The organism is Kitasatospora sp. NPDC023118 (assembly GCF_055560875.1).
On record NZ_JBVHHW010000011.1, the window covers coordinates 68,663 to 84,266 of the forward strand.

15 protein-coding genes and 1 pseudogene are annotated in these 15,604 nt (G+C 71.7%); 2 read left to right on the forward strand and 14 right to left on the reverse strand.

Annotated features, from left to right (window positions below):
* Positions 1-2: 2 nt before the first annotated feature.
* Positions 3-815, reverse strand: a complete 813-nt coding sequence (locus ACZ3UD_RS16410; RefSeq protein ID WP_465587134.1) for an SDR family NAD(P)-dependent oxidoreductase — start codon at positions 813-815, stop codon at positions 3-5.
* A 309-nt stretch (positions 816-1,124) separates the two neighbouring features.
* On the opposite strand from ACZ3UD_RS16410, the gene ACZ3UD_RS16415 reads away from it, so the two are divergent.
* The gene (locus tag ACZ3UD_RS16415; protein WP_465587137.1) at positions 1,125-1,994 is read left to right on the forward strand and encodes a 3-hydroxybutyryl-CoA dehydrogenase; all 870 of its coding nucleotides are present in this window, start codon (positions 1,125-1,127) and stop codon (positions 1,992-1,994) included.
* A 92-nt stretch (positions 1,995-2,086) separates the two neighbouring features.
* Here ACZ3UD_RS16415 and ACZ3UD_RS16420 read toward each other — a convergent pair whose 3' ends face one another.
* The 12 genes and pseudogenes from ACZ3UD_RS16420 to infC form a co-directional block, all read right to left on the reverse strand.
* Complete coding sequence (locus tag ACZ3UD_RS16420; RefSeq protein ID WP_465587140.1) at positions 2,087-3,166, reverse strand: sugar ABC transporter substrate-binding protein; 1,080 nt, start codon at positions 3,164-3,166, stop codon at positions 2,087-2,089.
* Positions 3,167-3,422: 256 nt separating this feature from the next.
* Positions 3,423-4,265: a chitosanase gene (locus ACZ3UD_RS16425; RefSeq protein WP_465587143.1), complete on the reverse strand. Its 843-nt coding sequence runs from the start codon at positions 4,263-4,265 to the stop codon at positions 3,423-3,425.
* Positions 4,266-4,384: 119 nt separating this feature from the next.
* The gene (locus tag ACZ3UD_RS16430) at positions 4,385-4,945 is read right to left on the reverse strand and encodes a hypothetical protein (RefSeq protein ID WP_465587536.1); all 561 of its coding nucleotides are present in this window, start codon (positions 4,943-4,945) and stop codon (positions 4,385-4,387) included.
* Between the two features lie 211 nt (positions 4,946-5,156).
* A pseudogene (locus ACZ3UD_RS16435) lies at positions 5,157-5,624 on the reverse strand (ATP-binding cassette domain-containing protein); the annotation flags it as partial.
* A complete protein-coding gene (locus tag ACZ3UD_RS16440) occupies positions 5,624-6,061 on the reverse strand; it encodes a GntR family transcriptional regulator (RefSeq protein ID WP_465587145.1) in 438 nt (145 codons plus the stop codon). The gene ACZ3UD_RS16440 and the pseudogene ACZ3UD_RS16435, both read right to left, overlap by 1 nt.
* Positions 6,062-6,177: 116 nt before the next feature.
* On the reverse strand, positions 6,178-8,679 hold the full coding sequence (gene pheT / locus ACZ3UD_RS16445; protein WP_465587148.1) for a phenylalanine--tRNA ligase subunit beta: 2,502 nt from the start codon (positions 8,677-8,679) through the stop codon (positions 6,178-6,180).
* Positions 8,679-9,800 (reverse strand): phenylalanine--tRNA ligase subunit alpha, encoded by a 1,122-nt coding sequence (gene pheS, locus ACZ3UD_RS16450; protein ID WP_465587151.1) that lies wholly within the window; start codon positions 9,798-9,800, stop codon positions 8,679-8,681. Before pheS ends, pheT begins: the two co-directional genes overlap by 1 nt.
* 246 nt (positions 9,801-10,046) lie before the next feature.
* Positions 10,047-11,150, reverse strand: coding sequence for a sensor histidine kinase (locus ACZ3UD_RS16455; protein WP_465587154.1), 1,104 nt, complete (start codon positions 11,148-11,150; stop codon positions 10,047-10,049).
* Positions 11,151-11,267: 117 nt separating this feature from the next.
* The gene (locus ACZ3UD_RS16460) at positions 11,268-12,134 is read right to left on the reverse strand and encodes a TrmH family RNA methyltransferase (RefSeq protein ID WP_465587157.1); all 867 of its coding nucleotides are present in this window, start codon (positions 12,132-12,134) and stop codon (positions 11,268-11,270) included.
* A gap of 125 nt (positions 12,135-12,259) precedes the next feature.
* Complete coding sequence (gene rplT / locus ACZ3UD_RS16465) at positions 12,260-12,655, reverse strand: 50S ribosomal protein L20 (protein ID WP_030055649.1); 396 nt, start codon at positions 12,653-12,655, stop codon at positions 12,260-12,262.
* 108 nt (positions 12,656-12,763) lie between these two features.
* Complete coding sequence (gene rpmI, locus ACZ3UD_RS16470; protein WP_153460093.1) at positions 12,764-12,958, reverse strand: 50S ribosomal protein L35; 195 nt, start codon at positions 12,956-12,958, stop codon at positions 12,764-12,766.
* A 144-nt stretch (positions 12,959-13,102) separates the two neighbouring features.
* On the reverse strand, positions 13,103-13,837 hold the full coding sequence (infC, locus tag ACZ3UD_RS16475) for a translation initiation factor IF-3 (RefSeq protein ID WP_387630709.1): 735 nt from the start codon (positions 13,835-13,837) through the stop codon (positions 13,103-13,105).
* 479 nt (positions 13,838-14,316) lie between these two features.
* Between infC and ACZ3UD_RS16480 the strand changes: the two genes are divergently transcribed.
* Positions 14,317-14,694 (forward strand): DUF1844 domain-containing protein, encoded by a 378-nt coding sequence (locus ACZ3UD_RS16480; RefSeq protein WP_363427199.1) that lies wholly within the window; start codon positions 14,317-14,319, stop codon positions 14,692-14,694.
* 54 nt (positions 14,695-14,748) lie between these two features.
* Here ACZ3UD_RS16480 and ACZ3UD_RS16485 read toward each other — a convergent pair whose 3' ends face one another.
* On the reverse strand, positions 14,749-15,522 hold the full coding sequence (locus ACZ3UD_RS16485; RefSeq protein ID WP_465587161.1) for an SseB family protein: 774 nt from the start codon (positions 15,520-15,522) through the stop codon (positions 14,749-14,751).
* Between the last annotated feature and the right edge of the window lie 82 nt (positions 15,523-15,604).

Genomic DNA, 15,604 nt, shown 5'->3' on the forward strand with positions numbered 1-15,604 from the left:
GGTCAGGCCATCGGGTCGCCGTCCTTGTACGGGCGCAGCCGCAGCGTGCGGGCGTCCATCTCGCGGATCTCCTCGGCCCGCTCGACCAGTTCCGGCAGGTCGTCGCGCCCGGCGTGGATGAACCGCCCGTGCAACGGGTCGAAGCGGCCCCGGGCGGCGTCCACGGTGACCGCGACCATGTACGGGATCGAGCCCCAGGCCTTCATGTCCTGGAACATCGGCATCGCGGCGGTCATGTCGGTGGCCACCGCGCCGGGGCTGATGTCCAGGACCACGATGTCGTGCTGGGCCAGCGAGTCCGCCATGTTGTCGGAGAGCTGGAGCAGCGCGCCCTTGGAGGTGGCGTACGCGGTGTAGTTGCCGTCCGGGCGCAGCGCGAAGCCGGAGTTGAGGTTGACCACCCGCCCGCGGCGGCGGGACACCATGCCGGGCAGCACGCAGCGCAGCAGGTTGTAGGGGCCGCGCAGGTTGGTCTCGATCACCTGCCACCACTGGTTGGGATCGGTCTCCCAGATCGGCACCTCGGCGCGGTCGACCAGGCCGGCGTTGTTGATCAGCAGGTCGATCGGTCCGAGGTCGCGCTCGACCAGCCGGACGGCCTCGCGCACCGAGCCGGGGCGGCAGACGTCGGCGGTGACCGCGACGCCCCGGGAGCCGCGTTTGAAGCACTCCTTGAGGGTCTCGGTCAGCGTGTCGTGGGTGCGGCCCACCAGGCCGACGGCCATGCCCTCGGCGGCCAGGCCGATGGCGATCTCCCGGCCGATTCCCCGGCCCGCCCCGGTGATCAGGGCGACCTGTCCTGCGAGTGATCCCATCGGCACCGCGTGCTCCTTTTCCGTCCCCGGCCCCCGTCCGCGGCGTTTTGCCGGACCTGCGGCATTCTGTCGGCCGCCGGGCGGCGGCGGCCCCGGGCACACGCGCGAGCGGCGCGGCCTCACTCGTTCGGAGGATGTGTGAATGCTGGCACTGTGCCGGGGAGGGGGTGACCTACTGACCGGTACGGAGTAGTAACGTCGTCGGGGCGGTGACCGGTGCACCCATTCCGGTACACCGACCCGTTGACCAGCAGCTCGCTGGGCCACCAGTTCGCTGGGCGACCCCCAGCACCACCGAAGGGCAACTGAGTGAGTGACATCGCGCGCGTCGGAGTAGTCGGCTGCGGCCTGATGGGGTCGGGCATCGCCGAGGTCTTCGCCCGGGCCGGGCTGGACGTCCTGGTGTCGGAGGCCAGCGGTGAGGCGCTGGAGTTCGGCCGCACCCGGCTGACCAACTCCCTGGAGACGGCGGTCAAGCGCGGCAAGCTGACCCCCGAGCAGCGGGACGAGGCGCTGTCCCGGCTGTCCTTCACCGTCGAGCTGTCCGACTTCGCGGACCGCGACCTGGTGGTCGAGGCCGTCGCCGAGCGCGAGGACATCAAGGTCAAGATCTTCGAGACCCTGGACCGGGTGATCGAGCGCCGTGACGCGATCCTGGCGTCCAACACCTCGTCGATCCCGATCGTGAAGCTGGCCGCCGCCACCTCCCGCCCGGAGCAGGTGATCGGCCTGCACTTCTTCAACCCGGCGCCGGTGCAGAAGCTGGTCGAGGTCATCCCGACCCTGACCACCTCGGCGACCACTACCGAGCGGGTCGAGGCCTTCGCGTCCCAGGTGCTCGGCAAGGAGCCGATCCGCGCCCGCGACCGGGCCGGCTTCGTGGTCAACGCGCTGCTCGTCCCGTACCTGCTCTCCGCGGTGCGGATGTTCGAGTCGGGCGTGGCCACCGCCTCCGACATCGACAAGGGCATGGAGGCCGGCTGCGCCCACCCGATGGGCCCGCTGCGGCTGTGCGACCTGATCGGCCTGGACACCATCGTCTCGATCGCCGAGTCGATGTACGACGAGTACAAGGAGCCGCTGTACGCCGCTCCGCCGCTGCTGTCCCGGATGGTCGACGCGGGCCTGCTGGGCCGCAAGTCCGGCCGCGGCTTCTACGACTACACGGCGAGCGCCTGAGCCCCGGCGCAGCAGGGCGCGCCCGCACCGGAGGTCCGGTGCGGGCGCGCCCTTTCACGTGCCTGACGGCTTCACGTGTCTGACGGCCCCGGCTACTTGACCCCGGCCTCCGCGCAGGCCTGCGCGTACTGCTGGGTGCAGATGTCGGACGCCTTGTAGAGCCCGCCGCCGACGACCGTGGCCTCCACCTTCGGCTTGGTCACCACGATCGGGGTGAGCAGCAGCGAGGGGATGTGCAGCCCGCCGCTGTCGGTGACCGAGGTCGCGGTGGTGCTGATGTCCAGGCCCTCGGCCAGCTGGACGGCGATGCTGCCCGCCGCGTCCGTCTCGGGCTTGTACGGCTTGTAGATGGTGTACGCCTGCTCGCCCGTGAGCACCCGGCGGATCGCGTCGATGGAGGCGTCCTGACCGCCCACCGGCACGTTCTTGATGCCCGCGGCCTTCAGTGCGTCGATGACGGCGGCGGCCATGCCGTCGTTCGCGGCGTAGACGGCCTGGATGCCGTCCTTCCCGAGGCTCTGGATGGCCTCGTTCATCTTCGCCGTGGCCACCTCCGGCTTCCACTCGCCGGACTGCTCGTAGGCGATCTTCTTGACCCTGCCGTCCAGCGCCTGGTGCGCGCCCGCCTGGAACTGCGCCGCGTTGGGGTCGGACTCGGCGCCGTTGATCATCACGACGTTGGCCGAGGAGGCCTTCGAGCCGAGCGCGTCGAGCAGGGACTGGCCCTGGAGCTGACCGGTCTGCTGGTTGTCGAAGGAGACGTACGCGGCGACCTTGCCCTGGGCCAGCCGGTCGTAGGCGACGACCTTCACGCCCTTGGCGTTGGCGGCGTCGACCCACGGGGCGGTGAGCTTGGCGTCGACCGGGTCGAGCAGGATGACCTTCACGCCCTTGGCGAGCAGGTCGTCGAACTGCTTCTTCTGGACGGTCGCGTCGCCGCCCGCGTTGGCGTAGCTGACCGTGCACTTCGTGCAGAGGCCGGTCACCGTCTGTGTGATCAGCGGCTTGTCGAACGCGTCGTAGCGGGTCGAGGAGGCGCTCTCCGGAAGTAGCAGACCGATGCCCTCGCTGCCTCCGCCGGCCGCCGGCGTCTGGGGCGCCGCGGTCTGGCCGCAGGCCGCGAGGGTGAGTGCGAGCGACGCGGCGGCCGTGCCCGTGGCCGCGAGACGCATGGGTCTGATCATGATCGGTGGTGCCTCCTGTACTGCGCCGCGACGCCGCGGCAGGGGACGGAGTCAAGCGCCACCGGGCGAATGCGTCAATACGGGGAGGAGGCTTCGTTATCCCCCTGCTCGATTCGTTACGGGATGAACAGGACTTTCACACTTTCGAAGATCGAATTCGGGGGAATATTGATAATTCAGAGGACTTATTAATTGCGAAAGAGGGCGCGGTGGACCGGGGGATCCGCCCCGGCCCACCGGAGTCTCAACCGGCGATCGAATAGCTGTCGCCGTAGACCTTCCAGCGCAGCGGTGGGTTGAGGTCGAAGTTCCCCGCGTCGAGGAAGACCATCTGCTCGGTGTCGACCCGACTGGTATCGGAGTGGGCCTCCTCCTTCTTCATGACCACCTTGCGCGCCTCCAGGAAGGCCTTGATGTAGGTGGCCTCGTCTCCACCCTGGGCGGGGGTCCTGGCCTTTTTCATGGCCGCGGCGCGAATGCCGCCGAAACTGTCGGAGTTGTTTCCGGGGCCGTGCATGACAATGGCGTCGTAGTAGGCGAACTGGCCGAGCGCACGCAGCCCGTCCGCCTTGGCCTGACCGACGGCGGGGTTGAAGTACACCCGGTCGCGCTCGTCGTTCTGAGCCTGTTGGAAGACCGGATCCTTGGCGGCGGCGGCCCAGTCCTTGACGAACGGGGCACCGAGACCGGCGTGCGAGTCGCTGCCGTTGACCTTCTTCAGCGCGGGCAGGTACTTGGCGAGGACGTTGCCGGGCTTGAGGTCGGTGTAGTGCTTCACCAGGTCCAGCATGTCCCCGGTCCCGGAACAGAAGCCGATGATGCCGGCGGTGTAGCCGCGGCCGTCACCGATGTCCTCGATGTACTTGTACTGGGCTTTCCAGTCCAGCGACGAGTTCTCCGCGCTGGACACCAGCTGCATGGCGATGTCCTTCTTGTGCGGGTCGTCCAGGCCGACGCCCTTGATCCGGACGGAGGCCGCGGCGGCGGGCGCGGCCTGGGAGGCCGAGGTGGCCGCGACCGTGAGGGGCGCGGCCACCAGGGCGGCGGCGAGGGCCGTGCGGAGGGCACGACGGGGCTGAGGACGCATGGGCTGCTCCGGTTCCTCGTTCGGTTAGGAAACCTTCCTAACGAGAAGCAAACGCCCTGGAGCCCCGCCCCCGCAAGGGTTTTGACGGTCCCACTTCAAACTAATGTGAACGGCCCAGGTCAGGCGGCCCGGTGCCGCACCCACCAGACCGCCACCGCGCACAGCGCCACGGCGAGCAGGGTCGTCCAGCCGAGTTCGATGAACTGGAACGGCCAGAAGCGGTTCGCCGGCTGGTACACCTCATGCACGGTGTAGCCGCCGTCGCGCACCAGAGACCGGAGGTGGGCGTAGTCACCGCCGAGGCCGTAGAAGTCGTCCGTGGAGATCCGGTTGCCGGCCGGGTCCGAGAACCAGACGCTCAGCACCCAGCGGTCGTCCAGCGCCATCGACGTCAGGGAGTGCGTCGGCATCTCCAGCGGATTCATGTAGTGCGAGCGCAGCGCCTCGGCGACGAACGGCAGCGCGACCGAGGCCGCCAGGCCGCTGCCCACCGCTAGCACCGTGCGGCGCAGCACCGCGCCGGCCAGCGCCGCGACCCCGAAGGCCACCAGCACCCGGCCCACCAGGGCGGGCCACGTCTCCGCGAACAGCTCGGGGGTGAACGCTCCGCTCTGGAGCTCCAACGGCGCGCTCCACCAGCGCAGCAGCAGCCCGAACAGCGCCGCCACGACGGCCAGCACCGCGCCGCCCAGGACCAGGCCGCCCGTCGTCCACCTCCCCCGCCACCTGGACCCGGCCGCCGGCCAGCACCACCAGGTAGTCGCAGCTCTGCTCCAGCTCGTTGACGGCGTGCGAGGAGAACACCACCGAGAGGCCGTCCTCGGCCACCGCGGTCAGCAGCACCGACATGAAGTCGTGCCGGGCGAGCGGGTCGAGCGCGGCCAACGGCTCGTCCAGGAGCAGGAGTTCGGGCCGCTTGGCGAGGGCCAGGGCGAGCGAGACCTGGGCCTGCTGGCCGCCGGAGAGCCGGCCGTACTTGCGGTCCAGCGGGATGCCGAGGCCGTCCAGGTGGTCGCGTGCCCGGGCGGCGTCCCAGCGCCGGTTGAGGTGACGGCCCATCGCCAGCAGGTCGCGCACGCGCAGGCCCGGGTAGAGCGCGGCGTTCTGGGCGACGAAACCGATCCGGTCCAAGGCCCGTGGCGAGCCCGGGAGTTGGTCGCCGAGGACGGTCATCGCACCCTCGCCGGGCAGGGTCAGGCCGGCGGCCAGGCTGAGCGGCGTGGTCTTGCCGGCGCCGTTCGGGCCGACCAGGGCCACCACGTGCCCGGCGGGGACGGTGAGATGGCAGTCCCGCAGGGCCCAGGAGCGGCGGTAGCGCTTGCCGATCCCGCCGCAGTCGATCACCGTGTCCGCCGCCATCAGGCCACCACCCCGTCGCGCCCCTCACGCAGGTCGCGCAGCGCGTCCTCGAACACCGCGACCATCCCCTCCTCGTCCAACCCGGCGACCCGCGCCGAGCGCATCCAGTCCAGCAACCCCCGCCGCAGCGCGGCCCGTTCACGCAGGGGCACCACCCCGGCGGGCAGTCCCCGCACGAAAGTCCCCTGGCCGCGGCGGCCGACCGCCAGACCGCGGTGTTCCAGCTCCCGGTAGGCCTTGAGCACGGTGTTGGGGTTGATCGCCAGGCCGGCGACCACCTCTCGCACCCGGGGCAGCCGGTCCCCCTCAGCCAACCAGCCCATCCGCAACGCCTGTTCGACCTGCTGCACGAGTTGCAGGTAGGTCGGGACGCCGGAGGCCGGGTCCAGGCGGAACTCGATCGGGGAGGGCTGGTCAGCACCTTTATCTAGTTCCATAGTTAATGAGTTAAGGAGGTGCGGTGACGGGCCGTCAACCCAAGAGAACGCAAAAAGGCCCCGCCCGGACCAGGTGGTCCGGGCGGGGCCCCTCACGCCCTACGGCGTGCCCGCGCTCAGGCGCCGCGCAGCACCGCGCCGGTGCGGGTGACGGCCTCGGCGACGGCGGCCTCACGGGCGGCGGTGGCCTCGTCGGCGGTCAGGGTGCGGTCGGCGGCGCGGAAGCGCAGCGCGTAGGCCAGCGACTTCTTGCCCTCGCCGACCTGCTCGCCGGTGAACACGTCGAACAGCCGGATGGCTTCCAGCAGTTCACCCGCGCCCGCGCGCAGCGCGGCCTCGACCTCGGCGGCCGGGACGGCGGTGTCGACGATCAGCGCGACGTCCTGGGTGGCCACCGGGAAGCCGGAGACCGCCGGGCCGTTGACGCGCTCGGCGCCGTCCGCCGTCAGCAGGTCGATGTCGACCTCCGCGGCCGCGGTACGGGCCGGCAGCCCGAGCGCCTTGACCACGCGCGGGTGCAGCTCACCCGCGTAGCCGACCACCCGGTCGGTGCCGGCGACGACCAGCTCGGCGCAGCGGCCCGGGTGCCAGGGCGCCTGCTGCCCCTGGCGGACGGTCAGCTCGACGCCGGCCGCACGGGCCACCGTACGGGCCGCCTCGACGGCGTCCGCCCAGGAGGCCTGGTCGCCCTTGCCCCACCAGCCGGACGGCAGCCGCTCGCCCGCGAGGGCGACGGCGACCCGACGCGGCTGGTCCGGCAGCGCGGCGTCCAGCGCGGCCAGCTCCTCGTCGCTGGGCCGGTGGTCGACGGCCGGGCGCGGGGCGACGGTCAGCTCGTCCTTGGGCAGGAAGACGGTGCCGGTCTCGAAGACCGCCAGGTCGGTGTTGCCCCGGCCGACGTTGCGGCGCAGCGCGCCGAGCAGGCCCGGCAGCAGCGTGGTGCGCAGCGCCGGCTCCTCGTCGTTGAGCGGGTTGACCAGCTTCACCGTGCGGCGGCGCCGGTCGTCCGACTCCAGGCCGAGCGCCTCGAAGGCGGCCTCGCCGAGGAACGGGTAGTTGTTGACCTCGACGTAGCCGGCCGCGGCCAGCGCCACGCCGATCCGGCGGTGGGTCCGCTGAGCCTCGGTCAGGCCCTTGCCCGGCGGCACGTTGGGCATCCGGGCGGGGACGTTGTCGTAGCCCTCCAGCCGGATGACCTCCTCCGCGAGGTCGTACGGGTCGGTGAGGTCGGGCCGCCAGGTCGGCGGGGTGACCTCCAGGGTGTCGGCGCCCGCGACGGAGCAGCCGATCTCCTGCAGGCGCCGGGTGACGGTCTCGCGGCCGTACTCGGTGCCGGCGACCTTGTCGGGCAGGTCGGCGGGGATCAGGATGGTGCGCACCGGGTGCGGGCCGGCGATGTCGGTGACCCCGGCCTCGGCGGTGCCGCCGGCGATCAGCACGAGCAGGTCGACGGCGCGCTGGGCGGCGGCGCGGGCCGCCTCCGGGTCGACGCCGCGCTCGAAGCGCTTGGACGCCTCGGAGGGCAGCTTGTGCCGCTTGGCGGCACGGGCGATGACGACCGGGGCGAAGTGCGCCGCCTCGATGATCACCTCGGTGGTGCCCGGGCCGGCGGCCGGGTCGAGGATCTCGGTCGAGGCGCCGCCCATGACACCGGCCAGGCCGATCGGGCCGCTGTTGTCGCAGATCAGCAGGTCCTCGACGGACAGCTTGCGCCGCACGCCGTCGAGGGTGGTGAGGGTCTCGCCCGGCTCGGCCCGGCGGACCGTGATCGGGCCGTCCACGCGCTGCTTGTCGTAGGCGTGCAGCGGCTGGCCGACCTCCAGCATCACGTAGTTGGTGATGTCGACGGTCAGCGAGATCGGCCGGATGCCCGCCTTCTGCAGGCGGCGCTGCAGCCAGATCGGGGACTTGGCGTTCGGGTCGACGCCGACGACCGTACGGGCCACGAAGCGGTCGCAGCCGGCCGGGTCGTTGACCTTGACCAGGTAGCCGAAGGAGTTGGCCGGCGGCACGTCGAGCAGCGCCGGGTCGGCCAGCGGCAGCCCGTACGCGGCGGCGGCCTCACGGGCCACGCCGCGCATGGACAGGCAGTAGCCGCGGTCCGGGGTGACGGCGATGTCGAGCACCTCGTCGACCAGCTGGAGCAGTTCGATGGCGTCGGTGCCGGGCTCGTACTCCGGCGGGAGCACGATGATGCCGCTGTGGTCGTCGCCCATGCCCAGCTCGCGGGCGGAGCAGATCATGCCGGCCGAGGTGTGGCCGTAGGTCTTGCGGGCCGCGATCGGGAACGGGCCGGGCAGAACGGCGCCCGGGAGCACGACCACGACCTTGTCGCCGACGGCGAAGTTGGTCGCGCCGCAGACGATCTCCTGCGGCTCGCCGGTGCCGTTGGCGTCGCCGACGTTCACGTAGCAGTGCCGGATCGGCTTCTTGAAGCCGGACAGCTCCTCGATGGAGAGCACCTCGCCGACCACCAGCGGGCCCTTGAGGTCGCCGCCGAGCTGCTCGACGGTCTCGACCTCCAGGCCGGCCCGGACCAGGCGCTCGGCCACGTCACGGCCGGTCTCGCCGGCCGGCAGATCGACGTACTCGCGCAGCCAGGAAAGCGGGACGCGCATCAGATCTCCATCCCGAACGGGAGGGTGAAACGCACGTCACCCTCGACCATGTCGCGCATGTCGGCGACGTTGTGACGATTCATCAGGATCCGCTCCAGGCCCAGGCCGAAGGCGAACCCGCTGTAGCGGTTCGGGTCCACGCCGCAGGCGACCAGCACCCGCGGGTTGACCACGCCGCAGCCGCCGAGCTCGATCCAGCCCTCGGAGGAGCAGGTGCGGCACGGGCGGTCCGGGTTGCCGACGCTCTCGCCGCGGCACACGAAGCACTGCAGGTCGATCTCGGCGCTCGGCTCGGTGAACGGGAAGTACGAGGGGCGCCAGCGCAGCTCCAGGCCGCCGCCGATCAGCTTCTCGACCAGCACCTCGATGGTGCCCTTGAGGTCGGCGAAGGTGATGCCCTCGTCGACGGCGAGACCCTCGACCTGGCGGAACACCGGGGTGTGGGTGGCGTCCAGCTCGTCGGTCCGGTAGACCCGGCCCGGGCAGACCACGTAGATGGGGGGCTCGCGGTCGAGCATGGTGCGGGCCTGGACCGGGGAGGTCTGGGTGCGCAGCACCACGCCGGAGTCGGCGGAGCCGTCCGGGGCCTGGACGAAGAAGGTGTCCTGCATCGAGCGGGCCGGGTGGTCCGGGCCCAGGTTGAGGGCGTCGAAGTTCAGCCACTCGGCCTCGACCTCGGGGCCCTCGGCGACCTGGTAGCCCATCGCGACGAAGGTGTCCTCGATGCGCTCGGCCATCGTGGTCAGCGGGTGCCGGGCGCCGCGCGGGACGCGGTCGTACGGCAGCGTGACGTCCACCGCCTCCTCGACCAGCACGCGGGCGTCCCGCTCCGCCTCCAGCTCGGCCTGCCGCTTGGCGAGCGCCTGGTTGACGGCGCCGCGGGCCTGGCCGATCAGCTTGCCGGCGGCGGCCTTGGCGTGCGGCGGAAGGGCGCCGATCTCGCGGTTGGCGAGCGCGAGCGCGGAGCGGTCGCCGGTGTGGGCGACCTTGGCCTGCTTCAGCTCGTCCAGGGTGCCGGCGGCGGCGAAGGCGGCGATCGCCTCGTTCCGCGCCTGCTCCACCACCTCGGGCTTGAGGGCCTCGACCTCGACGGGGTCGTACGACTTGTTGGGTGCCGACATCTCTATCTTTCCCGTGCTCCTGCTCGTCCGTGCTCAGGTGTGTGGGGCTCGCCTTCGCGTCACGCCCGGCGGGGCCGGGGCGCGGGCAGCCGATCTCCGTGCGAACGGGGAGGGGCGTCCGCGGCACAGCCGCACAGGGCGTTGCGCAACGCCAAAGGTCGAGTGTAGTCGCAGCGCGTAGCGCGGCTGCCGTCAAGCCCGTCCGGACCCCGACTACAGCATGCTCTGCTGGTCGTTCATGCTCTTTCAGAGCATGAAGTCAGGCACCCCGGCGGGCAGGATAAATCGGAACCTGGCCCCGCCGCCGGGCGCGCGGTCGACCCGGATCGAGCCGCCGTGGGCCTCCACGATGCCCTTGACGATATAGAGCCCGAGGCCGGTGCCACCGCGCTTGGAGCCCCGCCAGAAGCGGGTGAAGACGCGCGGCATCGACTCCTCGGGGATGCCGCTTCCTTCGTCGCTCACGGTGACCGCGGTGCCTTCCACGATGCGGGGCGGGGTGCCGGAGCGCTCCCAGACGGGCGCCTCGACGACCTCCTTGGCCGGTGCCACCTCGATCGTGACAGTTCCCTCGCCGTGGCGCACCGCGTTTTCCAGCAGGTTGGCCAGCACCTGGTCGACCTTGTCCGGGTCCGCCCACAGCACCGTCAGCGGCTCGCTGATCCGGATGTCGAAGCGCTCCTCCGGGATGCCGGTGGCGACCTTGCGCTCGACGTGCCGACGCACCGCCGCCGCCAGGTCGACCACCTGTTTGCGCAGCTCCAGCCGTCCGGCGTCGATCCGGGAGATGTCCAGCAGCTCGGCGATCAGCCGGGTGACCCGGTCGGCGTCCGCGTCCACGGTCTCCAGCATCAGCCGCTTCTGCCCGTCGGTGAACCGCTCCCACTTGGCCAGCAGCGTGGCCGTGAAGCCCTTCACGCTGGTCAGCGGGGAGCGCAGCTCGTGCGCGACGGTGGCGATCAGCTCGGCGTGGCTGCGCTCGGTGCGACGCCGGGCCTCGGTGCCGCGCAGGGCGATCACCAGACGCTCCAGCGGCCCGCCGGGCCCGGTGCGGACGTAGCGCGCGGAGACCAGCACCTCACGGCCGCCGGGCAGCAGCAGGTTGCGCTCGGGCTGGCCGGTGCGGATGGCCAGGCCGCCGTACGGATCGGTCAGCTGCCACCAGCGGCGGCCGTCCAGGTCCTCCAGCGGCAGGACGTCCTCCAGCGCGCTGCCGAGCGCGGCCGCCGGGAGCACGCCGGTGAGCCGGGCCGCGGCCCGGTTGAAGCAGACCACCCGGCCCAGCGCGTCGGCGACCACCAGGCCGTCCGGCAGGTCGTCCGGGTCGAGCTCGGGCCCGCTGCCGACCATGGGTTGCCTCCCCGATTACCCACCGTGCCGTTCCCCCCACCGAGGCAGACCCTAGCGCCTCGCAGGCCCCGACAGTAGGGCTTGCAGCGTGGTGATCCCGGCGCACCCGGGCGCGTGTCAGCCGTTCGAGCGGCAGCCACCGGGCGAACGCTGCGCCCGGGCCGAGGCGTACAGGCAGACGGCCGCGGCGGTGGCCAGGTTGAGGCTCTCGGCGTGCCCGTGGATCGGGACGCGCACGACCTCGTCGGTGAGCGCACGGGTCTCCTCCGGGAGTCCCCACGCCTCGTTGCCGAACACCCACGCGCCGGGCGCGCCCAGGGTGCCCTCGTCGAGCTCCTGGTCCAGGTCGCGCTCCCCCGCGCCGTCCGCGGCGAGCACCCGGATCCCGGCCTCGCGCAGCCTCCCGACCGCCTCCTCGACCGGCACCCCGACCGCCACCGGCAGGTGGAACAGACTGCCGACGGAGGCCCGGACGGCCTTCGGGTTGTAGAGGTCCACCGAGGCATCGGTGAGCACCACGGCGTCCGCGCCGGCCGCGTCGGCGGTGCGCAGCACGGTGCCGGCGTTCCCGGGGTCGCGCACGTGGGCGAGGATCGCCACCAGCTTCGGCCGGGCCTTGAGCACCTCGGCGAACGGGGTGTCGATGAAGCGGCAGAGCGCCACGATGCCCTGCGGGGTCACCGTGTCGCAGATGTCGGCGATCACCTCGTCGGTGGCGGTCAGCACCGGCAGCCCCTCGGCCAGGGCGGCCTCGACGATGTCCGCGTGCCGCTCGGCGGCCTCCAGGCCCACGTACACCTCGACCACCGCGTGCTCGGCCGTCCCCGGCAGCTTGCCGAAGGCGACGGCCTCCCGGACGGCCTGCGGGCCCTCGGCCAGGAAGCGGCGCTCCTTGGTGCGCTGGTTCCGCTTGGCCAGCCGGCGGGCGGCGACGACGCGCGGCGAGCGCAGGGAGGTGAGCAGGGGGGTGTCGGTGCTCGGCATGGTCTCGTTCTCTGAAGGCGCTGACTCTGGAGGTGCTGACTCTGGAGGTGCTGGGGGGCGGAACGCAGAACCGGACCCGCAGGAGAGCCTGCGGGTCCGGTCAGAGCTCAACCGATCTCGGAAGATCAGGCGGCGTCCGCGGCAGCCTTCGGGGCGTTCACGTCGGCCGGCAGCGCCTTCTGGGCGACCTCGACCAGGGAGGCGAACGCACCCGGGTCGTTGACGGCCAGGTCGGCCAGCATCTTGCGGTCGATCTCGACGCTGGCGGCCTTCAGGCCCTGCACGAAGCGGTTGTAGGTGATGCCGTTGGCACGGGCCGCAGCGTTGATGCGCTGGATCCACAGCTGACGGAAGTCGCCCTTGCGCTTCTTGCGGTCGTTGAAGTTGTAGACCAGCGAGTGGGTGACCTGCTCCTTGGCCTTGCGGTACAGGCGCGAGCGCTGGCCACGGTAGCCGCTGGCGCGCTCCAGGATGACCCGGCGCTTCTTGTGGGCGTTGACTGCCCGCTTGACGCGTGCCACTTGATTACTCCTTGGGTTGGACCACGGACTGCTTCACGTGGTCCGTCATTCGAATGGGTCGGGAAGGATCAGCTGCCCCGCACCGGCTCGCGCCGGGCGGGAGGGCGATCACTTGCCGAGAAGCTTCTTGATCTTCTTGGCGTCAGCGGGGGCCATCTCGATCGTCCCGGCCAGCTTGCGGGTCAGCGTCGAGGGCTTGTGCTCCAGGAGGTGGCGGCGGCCGGCGCGCTCGCGCAGCACCTTGCCAGAGCCACTGATCTTGAAGCGCTTGCTGGCGCCACTGTGCGTCTTCTGCTTCGGCATTTCGCCGTATCTCCTCGTCGGTCCCGTTCACGCCCGCGCAACCTGTGCCGCGCGGGCGTGAACTGGATGGATCTGCGGTGACCGGGCGGGACGCCCTGTCACCCTGGGGGCCGGTCTCCCGGACTGCCCCGAGCCGGTGTCGGCTCAGGCGCCCTGGGAGGCGGCCGGCTGCTCGACCGGAGCCTCGGCCTCGGTGGCCGGCGCCTCGACCGGGGCGTCCTGCGCCTCGGTCACGGCGTCGTCGGCCACCAGGTCCTCGGCCACCGCGTCGTCGTCCGCGGGGGCGGCGTCGGAGCCGGGGGTCCGGCCCAGCCGCTCGGCCTTGCGGGCGTCCGCGAGGGCGCGGGCCTCGGCCATCGCCTCGGTCTTCTTCTTGTGCGGGCCAAGAACCATGATCATGTTCCGGCCGTCCTGCTTCGGCGAGGACTCGACGAAGCCCAGCTCCTGGACGTCGTCGGCGAGCCGCTGCAGCAGACGGAAGCCCAGCTCGGGGCGGGACTGCTCACGACCACGGAACATGATCGTGATCTTGACCTTGTCACCCTGCTTGAGGAACCGGACGACGTGACCCTTCTTGGTGTCGTAGTCGTGCGGATCGATCTTCGGCCGGAGCTTCATCTCCTTGATGACCGTGTGCGCCTGGTTCTTGCGCGCCTCACGGGCCTTCATGGCCGACTCGTACTTGAACTTGCCGTAGTCCATGAGCTTGCACACCGGCGGCCGGGCGGTCGCCGCGACCTCGACCAGGTCGAGGTCGTACTCCTGCGCGAGCTCCAGCGCCTTGGCAAGCGGCACGATGCCGACCTGCTCGCCGCTGGGACCGACGAGTCGCACCTCCGGGACGCGAATCCGGTCGTTGATGCGGGGCTCGGTGCTGATGGGGCCTCCTCGGTTGCACCTTCTGCGATGCGGCCGTCGGACGGCGGTCGCACGTAGTGGACTCGACCACTGGGCGGGGCTTCATTCGTGCTGCGCTGCCCGGCACCTCTCGGCACCGCGTGCACCGCGACACGAAAAAAGCCCCGCTCGGTACAAGCGGGGCTCCACACAACCGGGGGCGGCGCCCGGTGAGGGGCGCTGCGGCGACTCGGCGCCGTGGCGCCCGTCGCGGACCGGACCCGTCGACCGCGAGGCCGATCAGGTGGGAGACTTTCGCGGTTGCCCTCTCGGGCCTCCTTGCAGTGGAGCCTCCACTTGCTGGCCAGGTACCCGTGAGGGATCCCGGCCGGTCAGTCTCGAAGCATACAGCGCCGGGGAGTCGAACGCTATTCCGCCCCGGCGCACTGCCCTTCTCCGCGCGTCACACGCCCCTTGTACGCTCCACGTGTACCCACCCGGCACGAAGGAACGAGCCACCCTTGAGCAGCGAGCCCACCCAGAACCCCGGCGCGGACGACGACGCGATCGGCTTCGACGACCTCACCCGCGACATCGCCGAGGTCCCAGCCGTCGAGGTGATCACCACCGTCGCGGTGCACCTGATGAGCGCGGCCGCGGTCAAGTGCGGACTCGCCGAGGGCGGCGAGAAGGACAAGGACCTGGACGAGGCCCGCAAGCTGATCACCGCGCTCGCCGGGCTGGTCACCGCCGGCGCCCCCGAGATCAGCAACTTCCACGCGGCCCCGCTGCGGGACGGCCTGCGCTCGCTGCAGCTGGCCTTCCGCGAGGCCTCGCTCGTGCCGGACGCGCCGGGCACGGGGCCGGGCGAGAAGTTCACCGGGCCGGTCTACAGCTGAGATCGATCGACGAGGGCCACCTACCGAATTCGGTAGGTGGCCCTTCGATCTTGACTACCGCCGGTACAGCGGCTCCCCCGGCAGCTGCGCGCTCGCCGGGAGCACCGCGAGGTCGAGCCCCCGGTCCAGCCGCACCCGCAGCACCGGGTCCCCGGCCACCGCCCGGCCGACCCGCTGCGCGGCCTCCTGCAGCCCCGCCTGGTTCAGCGCCGGGTCGAACACCACCGCGAGCACCCCGTCCGAGTCCTCCGACGGCGCCAGCAGAGCGCTGACCACCTGCGGCTCGGCCGCCAGCAGCGCCCGGACCGCCTCGCGCACCTCCGGGTCCGTCACCGGCGGCAGGTACGGACGGTTCTCCGCCAGCGCCCGCAGCCGGGCGCCGGTCAGCAGGAAGGGCACCGGCCCGGCCGGGTCGACCAGCAGGGTGTCGGCGCGCTCGGAAAAGGCGACCGTCGCGGCCTGCGGGGCCGCCGTCGGCGCCGGGCGGGCGTCGGCCCGCCAGCGGGCGAGCGTCTCCAGTGACGTGAAGGCCGGCAGCGCGCGGCGCCCGTCCGGGGCCTCCAGCACCGGGACGGCCATGTCGCTGCTCTTGTCGTGCTTGTGTCCGTGCTCGTCCACCTCGACCTCGCCGAGGAGGGCGACGATCGGGACCATCAGCCGGGTCGGGGTCAGCGCCGCCAGCACCTCGGGCTCGGCCGTACGGTCCTGCGACCAGCGGGCGAGGGCCGCGGCCAGTGCCGGGTCCGCCGTGCCGTCGTCGTCGGAGAAGCCGGGATTCGGGATGCTCTTGCCGACGAACGCCGGGCTGGAGAAGTCTTTGCGGTCCACCCGGCCGACCCTATGCCACCGCGGGCCACCGCCCGCATTTCCCCGCACGCGCCCCCTACCCACCGGTAGCGCCCTGTGGCAC